Origin of the sequence: Mesorhizobium sp. LNJC394B00 (assembly GCF_000502555.1) — a bacterium.
GTDB lineage: Bacteria > Pseudomonadota > Alphaproteobacteria > Rhizobiales > Rhizobiaceae > Mesorhizobium.
Genome location: NZ_AYWH01000002.1, coordinates 120,001 through 139,843 on the forward strand (window position 1 = coordinate 120,001; position 19,843 = coordinate 139,843).

A 19,843-nucleotide genomic window follows, 5' to 3' on the forward strand; every position below is an offset into this window, starting at 1 on the left:
GCGAAAGCGAGTCTGAACAGGGCGTTCAGTTCGTCGCATTAGACCCGAAACCGAGTGATCTAGCCATGAGCAGGTTGAAGGTAAGGTAACACTTACTGGAGGACCGAACCCATAACTGTTGCAATAGTTCGGGATGACTTGTGGCTAGGGGTGAAAGGCCAATCAAACTCGGAAATAGCTGGTTCTCCGCGAAATCTATTTAGGTAGAGCGTCGACCGAATACCCCAGGGGGTAGAGCACTGGATGGGCTAGGGGTCCTCACCGGATTACCAAACCTAACCAAACTCCGAATACCTGGGAGTACTAGTCGGCAGACACACGGCGGGTGCTAACGTCCGTCGTGAAAAGGGAAACAACCCTGACCTACAGCTAAGGTCCCCAAGTTATGGCTAAGTGGGAAAGGATGTGAGGATCCCAAAACAACCAGGATGTTGGCTTAGAAGCAGCCATCATTTAAAGAAAGCGTAACAGCTCACTGGTCTAAATAAGGGTCTTTGCGCCGAAAATGTAACGGGGCTAAAGCCATACACCGAAGCTTAGGGTTTGGTCCGCAAGGGCCAAGCGGTAGCGGAGCGTTCTGTAAGCTGACGAAGCCATACCCGTGAGGGGTGGTGGAGGTATCAGAAGTGCGAATGCTGACATGAGTAACGTAAGGGGAGTGAGAGACTCCCCCGCCGAAAGACCAAGGGTTCCTGCTTAAAGCTAATCTGAGCAGGGTTAGCCGGCCCCTAAGACGAGGCGGAAACGCGTAGTCGATGGGAACCACGTTAATATTCGTGGGCTTGGAGGTAGTGACGGATCGCACAAGTTGTCCAATCTTATCGGATTGAACGGGCAGCGGAGCGGTTCCAGGAAATAGCTCCTCCTTATAAACCGTACCCGAAACCGACACTGGTGGTCAGGTAGAGTATACCAAGGCGCTTGAGAGAACTATGCTGAAGGAACTCGGCAAATTGCACGCGTAACTTCGGAAGAAGCGTGACCCTTTTCTACGCAAGTAGAGGAGGGTGGCACAGACCAGGGGGTAGCGACTGTTTATCAAAAACACAGGGCTCTGCGAAGTCGCAAGACGACGTATAGGGTCTGACGCCTGCCCGGTGCTGGAAGGTTAAGAGGAGGGGTGCAAGCTCTGAATCGAAGCCCCAGTAAACGGCGGCCGTAACTATAACGGTCCTAAGGTAGCGAAATTCCTTGTCGGGTAAGTTCCGACCTGCACGAATGGCGTAACGACTTCCCCGCTGTCTCCAGCATAGACTCAGTGAAATTGAATTCCCCGTGAAGATGCGGGGTTCCTGCGGTTAGACGGAAAGACCCCGTGCACCTTTACTATAGCTTTACATTGGCATTCGTAGTGGCATGTGTAGGATAGGTGGTAGGCTTTGAAACCTGGGCGCCAGCTCAGGTGGAGCCACCCTTGAAATACCACCCTTATTACTATGGATGTCTAACCGCGGCCCGTTATCCGGGTCCGGGACAATGTATGGTGGGTAGTTTGACTGGGGCGGTCGCCTCCTAAAGAGTAACGGAGGCGCGCGATGGTGGGCTCAGAACGGTCGGAAATCGTTCGCTGAGTGCAATGGCATAAGCCTGCCTGACTGCGAGACTGACAAGTCGAGCAGAGACGAAAGTCGGTCATAGTGATCCGGTGGTCCCGCGTGGAAGGGCCATCGCTCAACGGATAAAAGGTACGCCGGGGATAACAGGCTGATGACCCCCAAGAGTCCATATCGACGGGGTTGTTTGGCACCTCGATGTCGACTCATCGCATCCTGGGGCTGGAGCAGGTCCCAAGGGTATGGCTGTTCGCCATTTAAAGCGGTACGTGAGTTGGGTTCAGAACGTCGTGAGACAGTTCGGTCCCTATCTGCCGTGGGTGTAGGAATATTGAAAGGATCTGTCCCTAGTACGAGAGGACCGGGATGGACGGATCTCTGGTGGACCTGTTGTGGCGCCAGCCGCATAGCAGGGTAGCTATATCCGGACGGGATAACCGCTGAAGGCATCTAAGCGGGAAACCCACCTTAAAACGAGTATTCCCTGAGAACCGTGGAAGACGACCACGTTGATAGGCCGGGTGTGGAAGAGCGGCAACGCTTGAAGCTTACCGGTACTAATAGTTCGATCGGCTTGATCGTTCTCATTCCTTATGCTCATCGTGAAACACGATGATCTGACCAGCGCTCACGCATGAGCGGCCCTTACAGGGCCTATGCTCCGCGAGGGCGCCGGAAAACCGGCGACGCGCAGTCGCGCTTGCGGGCTTACGCCCGTAAGCAAAACACAAACGTCGCCTTGGCACGAAAAAACAGCTTCTCGATATAACGTGCGTTTTGCCGACCTGGTGGTTATGGCGGAGCGGCTGCACCCGATCCCATTCCGAACTCGGCCGTGAAACGCTCCAGCGCTGATGGTACTTCGTCTCAAGACGCGGGAGAGTAGGTCGCTGCCAGGTCTGCAAAACGCACGTTGAACTCTCATCCGCAAACCGGATGAAACTGAATCTTCTCTCTACGAAAAGGCCCGCCAAGGGATCACGGGCCGCGCAAGCGGCCCTTTCATTTGGTCAGCCATATACCTATCTGTAAGCCATCCTGTTCATAGGCCCAGGCTTACATCCAGATAAGCAAGCAAACGCTTGCTTCAGATCCGGAGCAGGCAAGAGCTTGCCCTGGAAAGTCCGGAGCAAGCAAGAGCTTGCCCTGGAGGTGACGCGGGGTGGAGCAGCCCGGTAGCTCGTCAGGCTCATAACCTGAAGGTCACAGGTTCAAATCCTGTCCCCGCAACCAACAAAAAAAGGGTCCATTCCGGACACATAGGTTACGGTTTATATCGGAGACATGGGTAACACTTTTGGCCCGAAGGGGTTTTTGGAGTGGTTCGAGCCTGCATGTCTCATCATCGAAGTAGCCCAAATCATAATCCATGAAGGAAGCCAGCCAGNCAGCCCGGTAGCTCGTCAGGCTCATAACCTGAAGGTCACAGGTTCAAATCCTGTCCCCGCAACCAACAAAAAAAGCCCGCTTCACGCGGGCTTTTTGCGTTCGGACCGTGATCGATGGCCGCGACCGGATATTCAACGATCGAGGAGGGCAGCAAGGCTGGCGTGCTCGACTTTATTGACAGGTCCGCGAACCGGGGGGTGATGCCGCCTCGGCGCATTTCGGCGAGAGCTACACGTCGAGCATTGGGAGTTCGCCAGCCCGTCATGGCAAGCGATCTGCACGACAACAGCATGATTCGAGCGGCGGAGAGATCGTCGTACGAAGGCGCGAACCGTTGATTTAAACAACCCGCGCCTTGCCGAAGCTTTTCGTCGCGGGCCGCGTCAGCCAGCTCGCCGCAATGACGCCTGGAAGACCAGCGAGGTCCAGCTGTTGCTCGAGGCGAGATGGCAATAGAGCAGCGCAAGCGCGCCGGATTTCCTGAGATCGAGAAACGCCTCGTCGCTCAATTTGTTGAAGGCCGGCTCGTCGATCACCTGAAAGTCGGTGAGGTTGAGGGTCTCGCCGCCCTCCAGCGTCACCTTGCTCTGCCGCGGCGCGAACAGGCCGTGCGCGTCGATCTTGTCGATCATGGCGCGAGTCGCATTGAAGTCGGTCTGGAACTGGCTGCAGAAGGCGAGCGCCTGCTTCGAGGCCTCGGCCGGCTCGTTGCCGTCGAAGAAGGGCGCGATCTCGTCGCTGTCCTTGGACGAAGGCATCTGCTCGACGACGCGTTCGCTGGCACGGTCGATGCACAACGTCAGGCGGCCGGTCGTTTTCGATTCATCGGCGAGGATGAAGGGGTAACGGCGGACATAGGCGGGAATGTAATGCGGCTCCGCCCATTTGCCGTCGGCGCCTACGAACAGGTTCTGGTCCTGGCGCAGACCGGTGATGATGACAGGCGCCTTGGCGTCGCCAATGAAAACGATCGGATAGGAGCGCATCGCCGCCGGCATTTCCGATGCGACGACGGGGATGGCGTGCGCGGTGCGGGCAAAGGAGAAATCGGCCCGCGCCGTAAGGCCGAGTGAGCCGTGCCGCAGCGGATTGAGCGCCTCGGGTTTTTTGTAGAACAGCGGCAGCGCGTTTGTCGCGGTGCTTCCGGCCGGGGCCGTGTCTGTTTTCGCGTCAGTCATCCCTAGTGTTCTCCTCTTATACCATTCCGGTTTATGCCAGTGGCTGCCGGTGCGCAACGCGTTGACGGCTGCTTCACCCTACGTGGCCAAGATAAATCTATCTGTTTGTTTGATCGTGCTCTTTTGTACTTCTGGAGATCGAGCTCTATAGACAGCACGCCATGAAGCGGCGAGATTGGCTGACGGGATAGACATCTCAAGAGAGCCGTCTGAAAGACAGACGAACCAGGGCAGGCGCATGGCATCGCTTTCGGATTTCGAGCAGGGGCAGAGCTTTTCCGTCGAAGCCGGCGGTCAGACGCTCACGATGGAACTGAGCGCGGTGCAGCCCATTGCCAACAGCCCGCGCGACGGCGGTGGCTTCACGCTGCTGTTCAGGGGGCCGCGCGACGCGGCGCTGCCGCAGGCTATCTATCGGTTCAACGGCAAAAGCGGCGCCCATGAGATCTTCATCGTGCCGATCGCTGCCGATGAGGCAGGGCGGCTTTACGAGGCGGTATTCAACTGATTTTTTTCGACCGGATCGGCCACGGGGACGCTCCGGCCATCAGGACGATTTGGCAGCGCGGCGGCTCGACATATGATCGACTATATCGAGATTGCGGACGTATTTGACGGAGCGGCGTGTAGCGCACTGTGCGCGGAAATTCGGGCGGCCGTGGGCCGTCCGGCCGGCCTGCTGGGGCGTGCCGACCAGAAGATGGCATGGCCGGAGATCCGCAAGACCGTGCGCGCCGAGGTTTCGCAGGCCACTGAAGAGCGGGTGAGTGCCCTGTTGGCGCAGCAGAAGGCGGCTCTGGAGCGGCATTTCGGGCTGCTGCTGGGCCAGGTCGAGAAACCTCAGTTCCTTCACTATCGGGAAGGCGATTTCTTTGTGCCGCACCAGGATGGCAACACGCCGCTCATTCACGACGAGTCGCGGTTCCGAAAGATCTCGGTGGTGATCTTTCTCAACCGCCAATCGGACAACCCTTCGCCAGAAACCTATGCAGGCGGCTCGCTGGTCCTGCATGGGCCTTACAGCGGCCCGGACCTGCGCATTGCCATGCCGGCATTGCCGGGCTCTCTCGTCGCCTTTCGCTCGGAAACGACGCATGAAGTCACCCCGGTCACGTGCAACGAACGTTTCACCATCGTATCCTGGTATCGCGGCGCGTGACGACCAACACGGCCCCTTACGGCGAACGGATCATCAGGTCGTAGACGCCCTTGTCCTCGGCAACGGTGAAGCCGAGGCGTTTGTAGAGCCGCCGCGCTGGATTGTTCTTCTCGACATGGATCGAGACCGACTTGCCGACGGCGGCGGCCTCATCGATGAGATCGGCGAGCAACGCACCGCCAGACCCCTTGCCGCGATGCGCCGGCAGGAAGGCCATATCTATGATGCAATGCTCGCTCGCCGAGCGCTCGATATACAGGCGACCGATATCTTGCCTTGCCTGCTCGATCACCAGCCAGTCGGCGTTGGGATAGTATTTCTGGTAATGCGCGTGCTGCGCTTGAAACTGCATGTCGAGGAACGCCGTTTTCTGCGCATCGCTCCACGGCGTGACGGCAAGTTCTTCGGCGCGGGTCGAGGCGTAGAGCGCCGACAGGAACGGCAGATCGGCGTCCGCCATCGGGCGGAACGTCAGATCAATCCGCGCCGCGCGCACCCAGCAAAATATAACAGGCCCGTTGTCCACAATCGGAAGCTGGATCATGGAGTGGCGTTTACGGACGCGCCGGATAAACGCCTTGCATGGCAATGATGAACGTCATCGCCAGATAGGGAGGCAGGTTGTTGTGAGGCAACGTACTGCCCGTCATGCTCAGTGCCTGGGGGTCCATCTGGACCAGATTTTGCGAAGTGTTGTTCTGATACAGCGTTCCGCCCCCCGACTTCCCCAGAACAACCGCATCGGTAAGAGTTCCCTGGGCGCCACTCTCGGTGGATATCGCGACAAAATGATTATGTTGCGGCATTTCCGTTTGCAGAAGGGTGATGGACGTTTCGCCACCCGTCTCGCCGAGAAACCGCTCCGACAAGCCATTGCCCTGTCCTTGCCCCATGGGCGCGGAGCCAGCCATATTCGGCAACGCGAAGGTCGACTTGCCGTCGCCGCCGTAAACTGTGCCCAGCAGCGAAAACAGCGCCGTATTCTGCGAGATTGGCAAGAGCTGGCCATCGCAGGTCGCCCACCCCGTCGGGGCGAAATCTCCGGCAAAAATTCGAATTTCGGCGACGAACGGATTGGTCATGGCAAGTCTCTAGCTTTGCTGGGGGAAGATGCCAAATAGCGAGATGATGAAACTGACGGCGAGGAACGGCACCATATTGTCGTGAGGCTGGCTGCCGCCGGCCGGCGAAATGGCTCCGGCGGCCATGTTGCCATCAGGTGCGATACCCACATAGGGCGTCAGCAGGCTCGATGTCGCCAGGACACCGCCGGACGGACCCGGATTCTTGGCGATATTCGACGAACCGGTCCAGGTATGGGAATGGTTCGGCATTTGTTGGGTTGAAACAGTGACGGATTCGACCCCGCCCAGTTCTCCGATGATATAGGTCTGGCTGACCAGCGGGCCCTTGCCAGCATGGACGGGGATGCGGGATGCGAGGTTGGGCAGGGCGAATGTTTTCTCCCCGTCGCCGCCATAGGTCGTACCGATCAGATTGAACAAGGTTTCGTTCTCGGAGATCGGCATCAACTGGCCTTGGCAGAACGCCCAGCCATTCGGAGGGAAATTGCCACCGAACATCCTGATCTCGCCGACAAAAGGTTGGCTCATCGAAGCGTCCTCTTAATTTCGCGACGGGAATATGCCTTGCAGGGCAATGATGAAATTCAAGACGAGATAGGGCGATCTGTTCTCATGCGGCTGGCCGCCACCGACGAAAGTGATGTTTTCCTTCGCCATAGCCACCGCGCTGCCAGGCGGCTGATAGATCGGGCTGGCGTTCGCCCCCAACAGCGCGCCGGATGGATTGTTGACGTTGCCGGCAGTGTTCGATGCGTTGACGAAATGGTTGTGTGTCGGCATTTCGCCGAGCGTGAGCGTGTGAAACTCTTCGCCGCCCTGGCCGCCGACAATTGCACCGATAGGGCCGCCCGTATGAACCGGCGCACGTCCCCTCATATCCGGAAGGGCAAAATTTGTCTGGCCGTTGCCGCCGTACCTGGTGCCAAGAAGTGAGAACAATGGCTGGTTCTGGTTAAGCGGCAACAACTGGCCGTTACAAAATGCCCAGCCGCGCGGTGCATAGTTCCAGGAAATGATCTTGACTTCACCTAAATAAGGCTCGCTCATCCCCGTTCCCTTCGTTGGCGGCTTACTGTCTGAATTCTTGTATTATGCCTAAGTAAGACAACAAGTCGATATCAGATTCATAAAATATATTTCCTAGGACGAAATCCAAGGTTGCTGACTACGGTGTCGCGGCAGGCAGCAGTGGCAGCGGCTGGTTGAAGAACGTCCGGGTGTCCGTCAGTGCCGTTGCCCCGCCATTGACGGTTTCGATACCGGCCTCGCTCGCCTGCGGTACGTTGATCGTGCCGTCGGCGCCGCCGAGGCCGTCCGCGAGGAAGCGGATGGCATTGGCGTTGTTGACGTTGGTGATGGTGTTGGCATGAACGTCGGCATTGATGATAGCGCCGGCAAATGTGGCGGTGACCGTGATGCCGCGGCTGTCGGCATTGTCGCGAATGGTGTTGTTGGTGACCGCCGCGTGCACGGTGCCCGGCTGCACGAGCTGCGTGATCGAGACGCTGTCGCCACCGCTTATGCCGTTGACGCCGATGCTCTGGATAATGTTGTTGTCGATCAGCACCTTGGCGACGCCGAGGCTTTCATGCCCAACCCTGATGCCGTTGCCGGTTCGCGATCCCGAGGTTGCTACGCCTTGCGTACCGATGACGTTGTTGGCGATTGTGCCGTCAAGCGTCCGTGCGAGGTCGCCGCTGCTGAACACGTTGATGGCCGTCGAGTCGCTGTTGGTGACGGTGTTGTTCCGGACGGTGAAATTCAGATTGCCGCCCGTGCCGGCGCCGGAATTGCTGCTCTGGGTGAGGTTGATGCCGTTGTTCAGATTGTTGAATAGATTTCCCGTGGTCTCGCCGATGTGAGCGTTGACGGTGCCGTCATTGGCAATGACGAACAGACCGGTTCCAGGGATGACTCCCGGTCCGGGATAGGCGTTGTTGCCGGTGAAGGTTGCGCCGTCGACGGTCAGCGTCATCGTCGGCGCGCCGGCGACACCGGCGCCGTCCGCCTCGAAGATGAAGTCGCTGCCGGCATTGTTTGAGGCGCCGTTGTTCGAGAACGTGCCGCCGCTCACCACCAGGTTCGCCAACGTGCCGCCGGAATTGATGACCTGCACGTTATGGGTGAATGAGTTGGAGACCGTGAGGTTGGTGAACGTGGTGACGTGCGAGGCGTTGCCGGTAAGTTCGTTGAACAGGATTCCGGACTCGGTGTTGGCATCGGCATTGCTGTTCAGGGTCAGACCGTTGAGCACCACACCGTTGACGCGCAGGCCCTTTATGCCGTTGCCCGCATTGTCGCTGATAATCATGTTGCTCAGGCTGACATCCTGAGTGTCGGTCAGGCTGACGCCATCGCCGGTCGAGTTCTGGATCGTGCCGCCGCTGCCCCCCGTCGCGCCGGTGCCGGTCACCACCAGATTGCCGCTGGTGCCGGTGTTGTTGAGCACGATGCCGTTGGCTGCACCATTGGACGCAATGCTCCTGAACGTCACGTCGCCGGCGCCGATCGTCGTGTTGGCGACATTAAGCGCCGTGCCCGTGCCGGACGCGATGGTGTTGCCGGTGCCCTGCACCGTCACCGTGCCGCCGCCGGTGGCATTGAAACCGGCGCCGCTGGTGGTGGCGATGACCAGCCCGCCATTGGTGAAGTTGATCGTCGCACCGGTATTGTCGCTCAGGCTGACGCCAGCCGCCGTGGTCGAGGTGATCGACTTCGACGCGCCGGAGAAGGTGATGATGCCGGCGACATTGTCGTCCAGCAGGAGGCCGATCTGGCCCGCCGCATTATGCGTGATGTTGCCCGACAGGGTGATGTTGCCGGCGGTCAGGGCGCGATCCTGGATGTTGACCGCCTGGCCGGTGCTGCCGCTGGTGATCGCGCCGGCATAGGTGAAGGCCGCCGTGCCGCCGCTGTTGGCGGTGCCTAGGCCATCGCCGATACGGATCACGGCGCTTGTTCCGCCCACCAGCGCGCCGGTGCCGAGGTCGATCGCTCCCGAACCGGTGACGGTATCGAGGATGACGGCGCTGGTGCCGCCGGCGCCTTTGTTCGTGGAAGCGAAGGTCACGCCGCCCGCCGCGATGGCAACGCTGTCAAGGTTGACCGCGACGCCGCTGCCGGTCGAAATCGTGTTGCCCGAGCCGATAACGGTCACGGTGCCAGTACCGTTGCTCGTGGCGTTGAAGCCGGTGCCGGAGGTGGTGGTGATGGCCAGGCCGCCGCCGGTGAAGTTGACCGCGGTGTTGGTGTTCGCCGTCAGGTCGACGGCATTGTTGGCTCCGGTGGTCAGTATCTTGCTGGCGCCGGAGAAGTTGATCGTGCCGCCGGTGTTGGCGTTGACGAGGATCCCGTTGGCCACGCCGCCGGTGGCGCTGAGAGTGCCCGACAATGTCGTGGTGCCGGCGGTGCGGGTGGAGATGCTGACGACGTTTCCGGCCGTGGTCTTGGTGACCGAGCCGGCATAGCTGACATTGGCCGAGCCGCCGGTGACCAGGAAGGCCGCGCCGGTCGCGCCGCCGAGCGCACCGGAGCCGAGGCTGACAGTGCCGGCGCCGGTGACATTGGTCAGCGACACGTTGTTGGTTCCGCCGGTCGAATTGGTCGAGGTGAAATTGATGCCGGTGGTGGTGGCGATGCCGTTGAGGTTGACCGCCTGCGCGGAAGTGGAGCTCACCGTGCCGGTCGTCACATTGACCGTGCCGCCATTGATGGCGCTGAATCCGGTGGTGCNCGCGGAAGTGGAGCTCACCGTGCCGGTCGTCACATTGACCGTGCCGCCATTGATGGCGCTGAATCCGGTGGTGCCGTTGGTGACGATGTCGAGGTTTGCGAAGCTGACGGTCGAGGCCGTGGCGCCGTTGTTGATTGCGACTGCGGTGCCGGTCATCGGCGTCGTGGTGCCGAGATCGACCGTACCGGTGAAGCTCACCGTATTGGCCGCCGTCGCGCCGGAAATACTAATGCCGCTGGCAGCGCCATTGGCGATCACCGAGCCGGCGAAGGTGAAACTGCCGCCAGCGCGGGTCGAGATCGTGGCCGCCGCGCCCGACGTGCTGATGATAGAGCTGGCGCCGTCGAAGCTGATCACCGCGTTGCCGCCGGTCACCGAAAGGCCGCTGCCGCCCGATATGTCGACATTGGTACCGGCAATCGTGCCGCCAGCGCCCGACGCGCCACCGAAGGCGATGCCGGTTCCGGTCGCCGCCGTGGTGATGTTGACGTTGGTCAGCGTCGTCGTGCCGGTGGTGTTGTCGAGTTTGAAAGCAATGCCGGTGGCGCCGGTGCTGGTGACGTTGGTGATGGTGGTGTTGGACGCGTTCAGCCACACATCGCTGGCGTTGCCGGAGAAAGTAACGTTGTTGATCGTCGTGCTGTTTGACGGCGTGATCTCGATACCCTGCGTGGCGAAATTGCTGATGGTCATGTTGCTGATGACGGTATTCGCAGCACCCGCGCCATTGTCCTTGACGCCACGCGCGGCACCCGCCGGGCTGCCATTCAGGATGAAGCCGTCGATGATGTTGCCGCTGGCGCCGAGCGTGATGACATTGTTGCCGGCGCTCGTCGTCAGCGTCGCGGCGCCATTGGGCGTCTGGTCGATGATCGAGATGCTGTTGCTGGCGAGCTGGATGGTGGAGGGCACCGTCAGCGCCAGATTGATGTTGCCGTTGCCGAAGCCGCGCACCTGCTCGCCGGTGGCGAGAGCCAGCGTGTCGTTGCCATTGCTGCCTGCCGCGGTGATGGTGCCGCCATCGTTGACGAGAACCAGAATGTCCGTCGCCACGGCTGCTGCTTCGGCGGTGGCCAGCGTCGCGAGATTGTTCTGGTCGCGACCGCTGCCGTCACCGGTCGCGGACGCGCCGACGAAATAGACCTTGCCGACTCCGAAGCCCAGGCCGGGAGCCGACTGGAAGTTCACATCCTGGAAATTGTAGGTGCCGGCAACCGGCGCACTGGATGCGTCGATGCCTACATTGGCGCCGATGGTCGAGAGCTGGTCGGTCGCCGATTCGCCGTCGCCATAGGTGAAAGCGAGGTTGGTGGCGCTGTTGAGGAACACGCCGGTGTTGACGCCGGCAATGCTGGAGCTGGCGCCGCCGACAACGGCATCGCCGAGGCGTACCGTCTGGCCGCCAGTGGTGCCACGCAGGTCGACGCCTATCGAGGTGCCGGCGGCGGCGGCATTGGTGACATCGAAGTCATTGGCCGTCACCGCCGCATTGATGGTGGCACCGTTGAGGTCGAAGGCCACGCCCGTGGTGCTGTTCAGGCCGATGTCGAGATCGTTGAAGGACAGCGCCGCGCCAAGCGTGCCGGAAACATCGACACCACGCGTGGTGATGCCTTGCAGGTTGACCGTGCCGAGAATGATGGCCCCGCCGCCGGACGAGGCGATATTGGTCAGCGAGATGCCGGTTGCGGCGGCAGTGGCCGAAACACTGTCGAAATTCATGCCCGCAGCGCCAATCGTAACGCCATTGAGGTTCAACGCGGTGCCGCCGGCCGTCGTGGTGATGCTGTTGTCGCTGAGGAGCGCGCCGACGCTGACCGTGCCACCGCCGCTGGCGTTGAAGCCCGTGCCGGAGGTGGTGGTAATCACCAGGCCACCCGTATCGAAGTTGATCGTCGCGCCGGTGTTGGTCGTCAAGTCGACCGCCGTATTGGCGCCAGTGGTCAGCGTCTTCGTGCCACCGCTGAGAGTGATGGTCCCGCCGGAGTTGCCGTGGACATAAATACCATTGTCGAAACCGCCGGTGGCGCTGAGCGCGCCGGACAGTGTGACCGTGCCGCCGGTGACGCCGGAGATGTCGACGATCTTGCCGGCGGTGGTCTTGGTGACCGAGCCGGCATAGCTGACGGTCGCAGCGCCGCCATTGACCAGGAACGCAGCACCGGTCGCGCCGGTGAGCGATCCGGACCCGAGGCCGACTGTGCCGGTGACATTGGCCAGGCTGACATTGTTGGTGCCGCCGGCCGACGAGGTCGAGTCGATCGCGATGGTGGCGGTGACGCCGGTCAGGCTGATCGCCGGGCCGAGGGTCGAATTCACCGTCTCGCTGCCGCCGGTGGCGGTGATGCCCATCGTGCCGCCGGTGCCGAAAATGGCGGTGCCGAACGTGGTGTCGATGGTCAGGCCGCCGGTGAAGCTGGTGGTGCCACCGCTCTGCGAAAGGCCGATGCCGTTCGTCGTATCGATGTTGGCGAGGCCGGTGACGTTGACCGTGCCTGATACCACATGGATGCCGCCGCCGGCCGTGGCGGTGTTGTTGACCGTCACCGCGCCGAAGGTGAACGTACCGGTGTTGGCGCCGGTGACGTCTATGCCGAAGCTGCTGGTTCCGGTGATGCTGGTCGCGCCGGAGACATTCACCGCCCCGGTGACGCCGTTGAGGATGATGCCGCTGGTGGCGCCGCTCGAGGTGATGCTGTCGAAATTGACACCGCCGGCGCCGAGTGTGCCTTGCAGCGACAGCGCTGTCTGGCCCGTCGCGTCGATCGTCGTCGAACCGGCATTGGCGACGGTCAGGACATTCAGCCCCGAAAGGCTGAGGCCCGTGGCGAGCGATGTCGTGATGTCGAGGCCGCCATTGAAGTTGACCGCAGCTGCCGCGCTGCCGCCCGAAATCGAAACGCCATTGCCCCCGGTGATCGTCACCTGGTCGGTGAAGGTCACCGCGCCGCCGGTGCGGTTGGCGATATTGATGCCGCCGCCGGTCAGTGTTCCGGCCGGCCCGCCATTGGGCAGGAAGCCGCGCGACACCGAGAGGGTGCCGGTGCCGCCATTGACGTCGAGCAGCGTGCCGGCAACGTTGATGTTGTTGTTGATGACCGACAGGTTGCCATTGAGGCCGGTAACCTGGATGGCGGTCTGGCCGGCGGCGACGTTGCTGATCGTCACACCTTCGATGGTGATGCCGCTGGCATTGCTGAAGCCGACCGCGCTCTGGTCGACGAGGAAGGCGGCGCCGGTTGCGCCGGTGAAGTCGAAGGTGGTGTGGCGCACGGCATTGTCGCCGAGCAGATGCATGAAGTCGCCGGTGCCGCTGACCACGGCCTCGTCGCCGGTGATGTTGCCACCGGTGGCGCCGAGATTGCCCTGGACATTGGCCGGCTGGATCGTGCCGGTCGAAACCACATTGCTGTTGCCGAAACCGGTGATCGTCTGGCCGGAATCGAGCGTGAAGGCGGTGGCGCCGAGATTGATCGTGCCGACGAAGGCAAAGGTCTGCGCCCCGGTCAGCGCATCGGCGGCGGCAAGCGAAATGGTGTTGACGCCCTGGCTGAGATTGCCGGTCGTCCCGCCTGCGATGAACCCGCCCGACTGCGAGACCATCGTGACCGAGCCAGGCGCTACGGGCAGGTTGGCGCTGCCGGTGAAGAACACGTCGTCGAAATCGTAATTGCCGAGCGTCGGATCGAGACCGACCGTGTTGACGGTGAAGCCGCCGGGCGCGGTGATGGTGATCTTGGATTGCAGCCCGTTGACCGAGGTGCCGTCGCCGAAGGTGAAGTTGGCGTTGGCCGAGGTCGCGGTGGTGCCGCCGGACGACAAGTCGACGCCGATGCCGACAGTCTTGATCTCGGAGCCCGCCAGGAAGGTGACGACCTTGTTGCCGGTGGTCGACGACAGGTCGATGCCGCGCGAGGTCAGGTCATTCGTGCCGGTGATCGTCGTCAGGCGGAAATCGGCCGTCGTCGAGGAGCCGCTGAAGTCGATGCCCGTCTGGTTGGCGCCGACGTCGTCGATGGTGGTCGTGCCGAAGCTGACATCGTTGTTGGTGCCGGCGAAGTTGATGCCGGCAGTGCCGCTCGTGGTGCCCAGCGTGACCTGGGTCGTGCCGAAGGTCACCGGGCCGGCATTGCCGACAATGTTGATGCCGATGCCGCCGGCGCCCGTCACGGTCACCGCCCCGAAGGTTGCCGATGCGGTGCTCGCGACACCGGAGATGGACAGGCCGGTGCCCAAGGCATTGGTGATCGATAGCGGGATGGTAACATTCAACGTTGCGGTGCCGATCAGGCCACCGACCACCGCGCCGCCGCCACCGCTCGCCGACAGGGTCGGGCCGGTGAAGCTGAACGCACCGCCTGCCGGGGGCAATGTCGAGCCGATGGCGAACAGATTTCCGGTGCCGGTTGACGTGACGCTGCCGCTGAACTGGGCCGAGCCGCCGATGGTGCCGTCGATCTTGACCGCCGTTCCTGGTGCTGTTGCCGAGCTGGAGATGTTGGCCGAGACCGTGATCGCGGCGCTGCCGCCAAAAACCACGACGCCGTTGCCGGTGCCGGAATTGGTGATGGTGCCGCCGATGTTGATCGTGCCGGTGTTGTTGGTCAGGCTGACGTCGTCGCCCGAAACCAGCGTCGTCACCAGATTGTTGACATTAACCGTCGCGGCGCTGCCTTGCACCACGAAGCCGGGGCCACCGCCAACAACCGTGTCGATCGTCGTCGTGCCATTGAAGGTAACGGCGTTGGCCACGTTGGTGAGGCGGATGGCGTCGCCATCGACGCGATTGATGTCGACAGCGCCGAAGGTGACGCTGCCGCCGCTGGTGTTTTCGATGAGGATGCCGGTCTGCACGGCGCCGCCTGAGCCGTCGACGGTGATGCTGTCGAAAATGACGCCGCCTGCGCCGATGGTCAAACCGCCGGCGCCACCGAGATGGATGCCGTTTTCGACAGGGCCGAGCCCAGATGCGGTCGTGTTGGTGCCGGTGACGGTGAGCGTGCCGCCATTGATGGCGCTGAAGGCAAGGCCGCCATCGGTGGTGAGGTCGAGCCCGCCGGTGAAATTGATCGTGCCGCCGGCATTGCCGGTCAGGTCGATGGCGTTGGCCGCGCCGGTGCTGGCGGTGATTTGGCCGGCGAAGGTGGCCGACCCGCCGGTCATGCCGCTGATCATGACAGCGCTCGCGGCACTCGTCTGATTGATGGTGCCGTTGTAGGTGAGGTTAGGCGTTGCTCCAAGAATGCTGAGCGCCGTGCCCGTCGTGCCGGCGATCGAACTCGCATTGTCGAAGGTCAGCGTGCCCGTGGAACCGCCCGTGACGCTGACGCCGATACCGGCGCCGGTGATGTCCAAATTGTTGAAGGTGCCGGTGCCGCCGAAGTTGCTGGCCAGCAGGCCAGTGCCGCTGACGCCGCCCATCGTCGTGTTGGTGATGTTGATCGCACCCGTTGCGCCGGTCAGGTCGATGCCGGTTACGGCGCTGCTGATCGTCACCCCGGTGATGGTGGCCGCGTTTACATTCGATCCGTTGATCGCCGAGCCCGAACCTGCATTGCTGACGCTGAGGTCGGCGACGCGGTTGCCGTTGGCGAGATCGATGGTGCTGCCGGCCGAGTTGTTGAGAGTGGCGGCGCCATTGCCGAACGGATCGACCTGGGTGCCCGACGTAACCACCTCGGCGCCGGTGACGTTGGCGGGCGGCCCGCCGAGAGCGACGGTGTTGCCGTTGGCGAAGGAGACGATCTGCTGGCCGTCGGCAAGCGTGAAGCCGTCGGCATCGGTGTTGATGGTTCCAGCGCCGTTGTTGACAAGGACGAAGATGGTGTTGGCGTCGGTCGTCAGACCGTCGGCGGCGTCGGCGTTGATAAGGTCGCCAACGCTCGCGCCGGAGCCCGTTCCGGTGTCTGCGGCGCCAACGAAGACGATGTTGGCGGCATCGAACAGCTGCGGTCCGACCAGATGAGTGGCGTTGAAGGCATAGGTGCCGCTGCCGGCCATCAGGCCGCGCATGTCGAGCGAAGCGGTGGTGCCGGTGATCGTGCCGCCGCCGAACGAGAAGGTGGTGTTGGCGGTGGTGCCGGCTGCGCCATGTGTGCCCATCTGCACGCCGGTGTCGGCCGTAATGGTGCCGGTGCCGATGGTGACCGAGCCGCCAGTAGTGCCCGACAGGTCGATACCGGTCGACGTGGCGCCACCGAAGACGGTGAGCGAATTGGCGCTAAAGGCCGACTGGCTGCCCGACAGGTCGAGGCCGGTGGCCTCGACGCCGCCAATATAGATTGAGTCGAAGCTGATCGTGCCGTTGACGCCTTGAACGTCGATGCCATTGAGGCCCGGCGCACCGATTTCCGCATAGCCGAAGCTGACGGCGCCGGTGTTGCCGTTGAGCGCGATGCCATTGCCAAGCACCTGGCTGATGAGCACGTCGCCGCTGAAGCCGACCGTTGCCGTGCTGCCGCTGATCGAGATGCCGTCGCCGGTGGTGCTGCCGATCGTCGTCGGGCCGGTAACGCTGACGCTGCCGCTGACGCCCGAAAGGCTGACGCCGGTTGTGCCGCCGACGTGGCCGATGTTGGAGAGCGTGACACCGAGCCCGATATTCGACGCCGTAAAGGCGGATGTGGTGTTGTTGTTGACGGTACCGCCGTCGATCGAAAGCGAGCCGGTGCCAGTTGACGTGGCCTGGACGCCGCTGCCGCCATTGCTGGTCGCGTTGAGCGTCTGGAAGCTGGTGATGGCATTGCTGTTGATCAGCAAGCCGTCGCCGGCATTATCCGACACCGTCGTCGTGCCGGTGAAATTGTAGGTGCCGTCGCCCTGGATCGACAGCCCAGCGCCGCCATTACCGGTCGAGCTCAGATTGCTGCCGGAAACGTCGTTGGCGCCATCGAACAGCACGCCATTGAGGGCGGCCCCCGACACGGTCATGCCGGTCAGCACGACGCCGGTAACGCCGCTGCCATGGATGCCGTTGGCGGTACCGCCGGAGATGTTGAAGTCCTGGAGCGAGGTATTGTTGGCCAGCGTGACGACGTCGCCGCTGCCCGAAGCGGTCAGCGTTGCGGCGCCGGCCGCATCCGAGATGGTGCTGCCGTGATCGACGTTGTCGCCGGTCACATTGATCGGCAGGCCGCCGAGCGAGAAGGTGCGGCCGTTGCCGAAAGAGGCCAGGGTCTGCCCCGCTTCGAGCGTAAAGCCGTCGGTGTCGTCGATGACACCGCGATTGACCAGCACGAAAATCGCGGTGCCGTCGGTATTGTTGTCGGCGTCGGTGATCGAAGCCAGGTCCGAAAGCGAGGTACCGTCGCCTGTGCCGCCTGCGGCGACAAAGATCAGCTGCGTCTGGTCGAACAGTTGCGGCCCGTTGAACGTCGTCGTGCCGAATGCGTATTGGCCCGAACCGGAATTGAGGCCGCGTGCGTCGAGCGAGGCGAGGTTGCCGCCGATCGAGCCGCCACCGAAGGTGAATTGGGCGTTGGCGGTGTCGGCCGGCGAGCCGGCAATGCCGAGCCGCACGCCGGTGCCGACATTGGCGATGGTGCCGCCATTGGTGATGATGATCGTGCCGCCGTTGGTCTGGACAAGGTCGATGCCGATGGACGTCGTGCCGCCGGTGCCGTTTATGTTCAGGGACTGCGCGGTGAAATTCGTCTGGCTGCCGGAGAAGTCGAGGCCGATGCTGGAGCCGAGCCCCGAGATGATGATGTTGCCGGCGATGACGGACGCATTGACGCCGGTAAACACCATGCCGTCGGTGCCGGGATCGGTGATGTTGATGTCGCCGAAGCGGATCGCGGCCGGCGAATCCGTGATCGCGATGCCCGGTCCGGTCGTGTTCGAGATCGTCGTCGAGCCGTTGACGGTGAAGCTGCCCGAAAGATTCTCGAGCACGACGCCCGATGCGCCGCCCGTCTGGGTGATCGAATCCAGCACGATATGGGCGGTGATCGGATCGATGAAGACACCGACGCCGTCGTCGCCGAGCGCCTTGTTGGCCGACACCTGGCCGCCGCTGATGGTGATCGAGCCGGCGACCCCGGTGCCCTTCACGGTAATGCCGGCATCGTTGTTGTCGAGCGAGTTGAGGGTGGCGAAAGTGTAGGTGCCGTGGCCGGTTATATCCAGGCCGTCGTCGCCATTGCCCTGCAGTAGCGTCGTGCCGGTGAAGTTATAGGTGCCGTCGCCTTCGATGTGCAGTCCGTCGAGGCCGTTGCCGGTCGCGGTGAAGTTCGAGCCATTGACGCCGGTCGATGTACCGGTGAAGTCGGCGCCGTGGCCGCCGGTGCCGGTGACCGTGACGTTGGTCAACGTGGCGCCGGTGATGTTGTTGCCGAAGATGCCGTCCTTGCCGCCTGTGATGATGATGCCGCTCAGCGTGTTGCCGTTGGCGAGCGTCAGGACGTTGTTGGCGGGGTTGGTGCCCTGGAGGGTGCCGTTGGATCCGCCGAAATTGTAGGTGCCGATGCTGCCGTCGACGAGCCGCGCCTGGACGCCCCCGCCACCGCCGATGACGGTCTGGCCGTTGGCGAGCGTCACACCGGCTGTCGTAATGTTGCCCTTGCCGCCGAGCGCGACGACGACGGCGTTCGCGCCGGCGCCGGCGACCGCATTGTCGAGCGTGGTCGGGTCGCCGATCGTGCCGAGGCCGAGCGCGTCGTTGTCACCATCGGCAAAGAAGAACTGGCCGAATGCCGTGTTGGTGGCGGCATTGATCGCCACCCGCGTCGACGTGCCGGTAACTTTGTCCTGGCTCTCGATGCGAACGCCGATGTCGCCACGCACGCGCTCGTTGACGCGTTTGCGCAGGCCGGGGCTGACCGGATAGACCGGCTCGGCGCCGTCATCGGCCGAAGACGAGCCCTTGTCGAAAGCGTTGAGCGGCACCGTCAGCCGGATGCTGCCGGCGAACTGGGTGTCATCGCGGTTGTCGTTGCGCACCTCGCCGGTGAAGGTCAGCGACGTGCCTTTGCCGATGACGTCGCCGATCGAATATTCCAGGCCGGCCTTGGCGCCGGTGATGCTGCCGTCGTCGCCGTCGGGATCGCCGAAATGGTAGGCGCCGAGATCGAAACGCAGTGAATGGTTCTCGGGCAGGTTGAGCGGCACCTGAACGCCGACCTCGCCCTCGATGCCCCAGGCCGCGTAATCGCGGTGGGCGATGGCCGATATCTGCTCGATCAGCTGATGACCGACCAGCGACAGGCTCGACTCTTGCCCGGCCGTGCTGCGGTCGCCGCTGATCGGCAGATAGACGTTTACGTGCGCATCGTATTTTGAGGTGATGGCCTCGAGGCCGAGCGTCGAGGCGACGAACTGGTGACTGTCGTGGTTCTGGATGTTGAGATAGGCGTAGCCGCCGATCATCAGATCCGGATTCACGATGCGGCGAACGCCGAGGCCGACGTCCTGGCCGAAGCCGTCGTCGAAATCGTATTTCGAGCGCACATCGAGAAAGAGAACGGATTCGAGGTTCTGCTTCAGCGGCAGGAAACCCTCGATCGCCGTGTTGCCGCCATTGTTGTTGGCGCCGATGATGGCGCGGACCTGCGGCTGCCACAGTCCGGTGTCGCCGGCATGGGCGGCTATGCCGGAAAGGGCAAGTGCCAGAGTGGACAGCGCAGTCGTCTTCCAGAGATGCCTGGAAAAACCTGACCGGCGATACTTGCTATTCGCCCGGAAGCTTCTTCCGTGCGTCGCCATGTCATTGATCTGCCGAGTTTTCTCGGTCGTCTCCATCCCTTGCG

At 62.2% G+C, this 19,843-nt stretch carries 8 protein-coding genes, 1 tRNA gene and 2 rRNA genes (1 of these 11 cut by a window edge); 5 read left to right on the forward strand and 6 right to left on the reverse strand.

Annotated features, from left to right (window positions below; genetic code table 11):
• From X751_RS158495 to X751_RS158485, 3 genes are all read left to right on the forward strand, one after another.
• A 23S ribosomal RNA gene (locus tag X751_RS158495) occupies nt 1-2,135 on the forward strand; it begins 667 nt to the left of the window's first position.
• A 202-nt stretch (nt 2,136-2,337) separates the two neighbouring features.
• A 5S ribosomal RNA gene (gene rrf / locus X751_RS158490) occupies nt 2,338-2,452 on the forward strand.
• 257 nt (nt 2,453-2,709) lie between these two features.
• A tRNA-Met gene (locus X751_RS158485) sits at nt 2,710-2,786 on the forward strand.
• Between the two features lie 539 nt (nt 2,787-3,325).
• On the opposite strand, the gene X751_RS158470 is transcribed toward X751_RS158485, so the two are convergent.
• Entirely contained in the window at nt 3,326-4,120 is a 795-nt protein-coding gene (locus X751_RS158470; protein WP_023685704.1) for a SapC family protein, read from the reverse strand.
• 238 nt (nt 4,121-4,358) lie between these two features.
• On the opposite strand from X751_RS158470, the gene X751_RS158465 reads away from it, so the two are divergent.
• Both X751_RS158465 and X751_RS158460 read left to right on the forward strand, forming a co-directional pair.
• Nucleotides 4,359-4,628 (forward strand): hypothetical protein, encoded by a 270-nt coding sequence (locus tag X751_RS158465; RefSeq protein WP_023672960.1) that lies wholly within the window; start codon nt 4,359-4,361, stop codon nt 4,626-4,628.
• A gap of 72 nt (nt 4,629-4,700) precedes the next feature.
• Nucleotides 4,701-5,279 carry a 2OG-Fe(II) oxygenase gene (locus tag X751_RS158460; protein WP_023744038.1) on the forward strand — a complete coding sequence of 193 codons (579 nt, stop codon included), beginning with the start codon at nt 4,701-4,703 and terminating at the stop codon, nt 5,277-5,279.
• A 16-nt stretch (nt 5,280-5,295) separates the two neighbouring features.
• On the opposite strand, the gene X751_RS158455 is transcribed toward X751_RS158460, so the two are convergent.
• The 5 genes from X751_RS158455 to X751_RS1000000167810 form a co-directional block, all read right to left on the reverse strand.
• A complete protein-coding gene (locus X751_RS158455) occupies nt 5,296-5,739 on the reverse strand; it encodes a GNAT family N-acetyltransferase (RefSeq protein WP_032892665.1) in 444 nt (147 codons plus the stop codon).
• A gap of 94 nt (nt 5,740-5,833) precedes the next feature.
• The gene (locus X751_RS158450; protein ID WP_023672957.1) at nt 5,834-6,361 is read right to left on the reverse strand and encodes a tail fiber protein; all 528 of its coding nucleotides are present in this window, start codon (nt 6,359-6,361) and stop codon (nt 5,834-5,836) included.
• 9 nt (nt 6,362-6,370) lie between these two features.
• A complete protein-coding gene (locus X751_RS158445; protein ID WP_023744040.1) occupies nt 6,371-6,892 on the reverse strand; it encodes a tail fiber protein in 522 nt (173 codons plus the stop codon).
• A gap of 12 nt (nt 6,893-6,904) precedes the next feature.
• Entirely contained in the window at nt 6,905-7,411 is a 507-nt protein-coding gene (locus X751_RS158440) for a tail fiber protein (RefSeq protein ID WP_023672955.1), read from the reverse strand.
• A gap of 118 nt (nt 7,412-7,529) precedes the next feature.
• Nucleotides 7,530-19,799: a hypothetical protein gene (locus tag X751_RS1000000167810; protein ID WP_155923609.1), complete on the reverse strand. Its 12,270-nt coding sequence runs from the start codon at nt 19,797-19,799 to the stop codon at nt 7,530-7,532.
• Nucleotides 19,800-19,843: the final 44 nt, after the last annotated feature.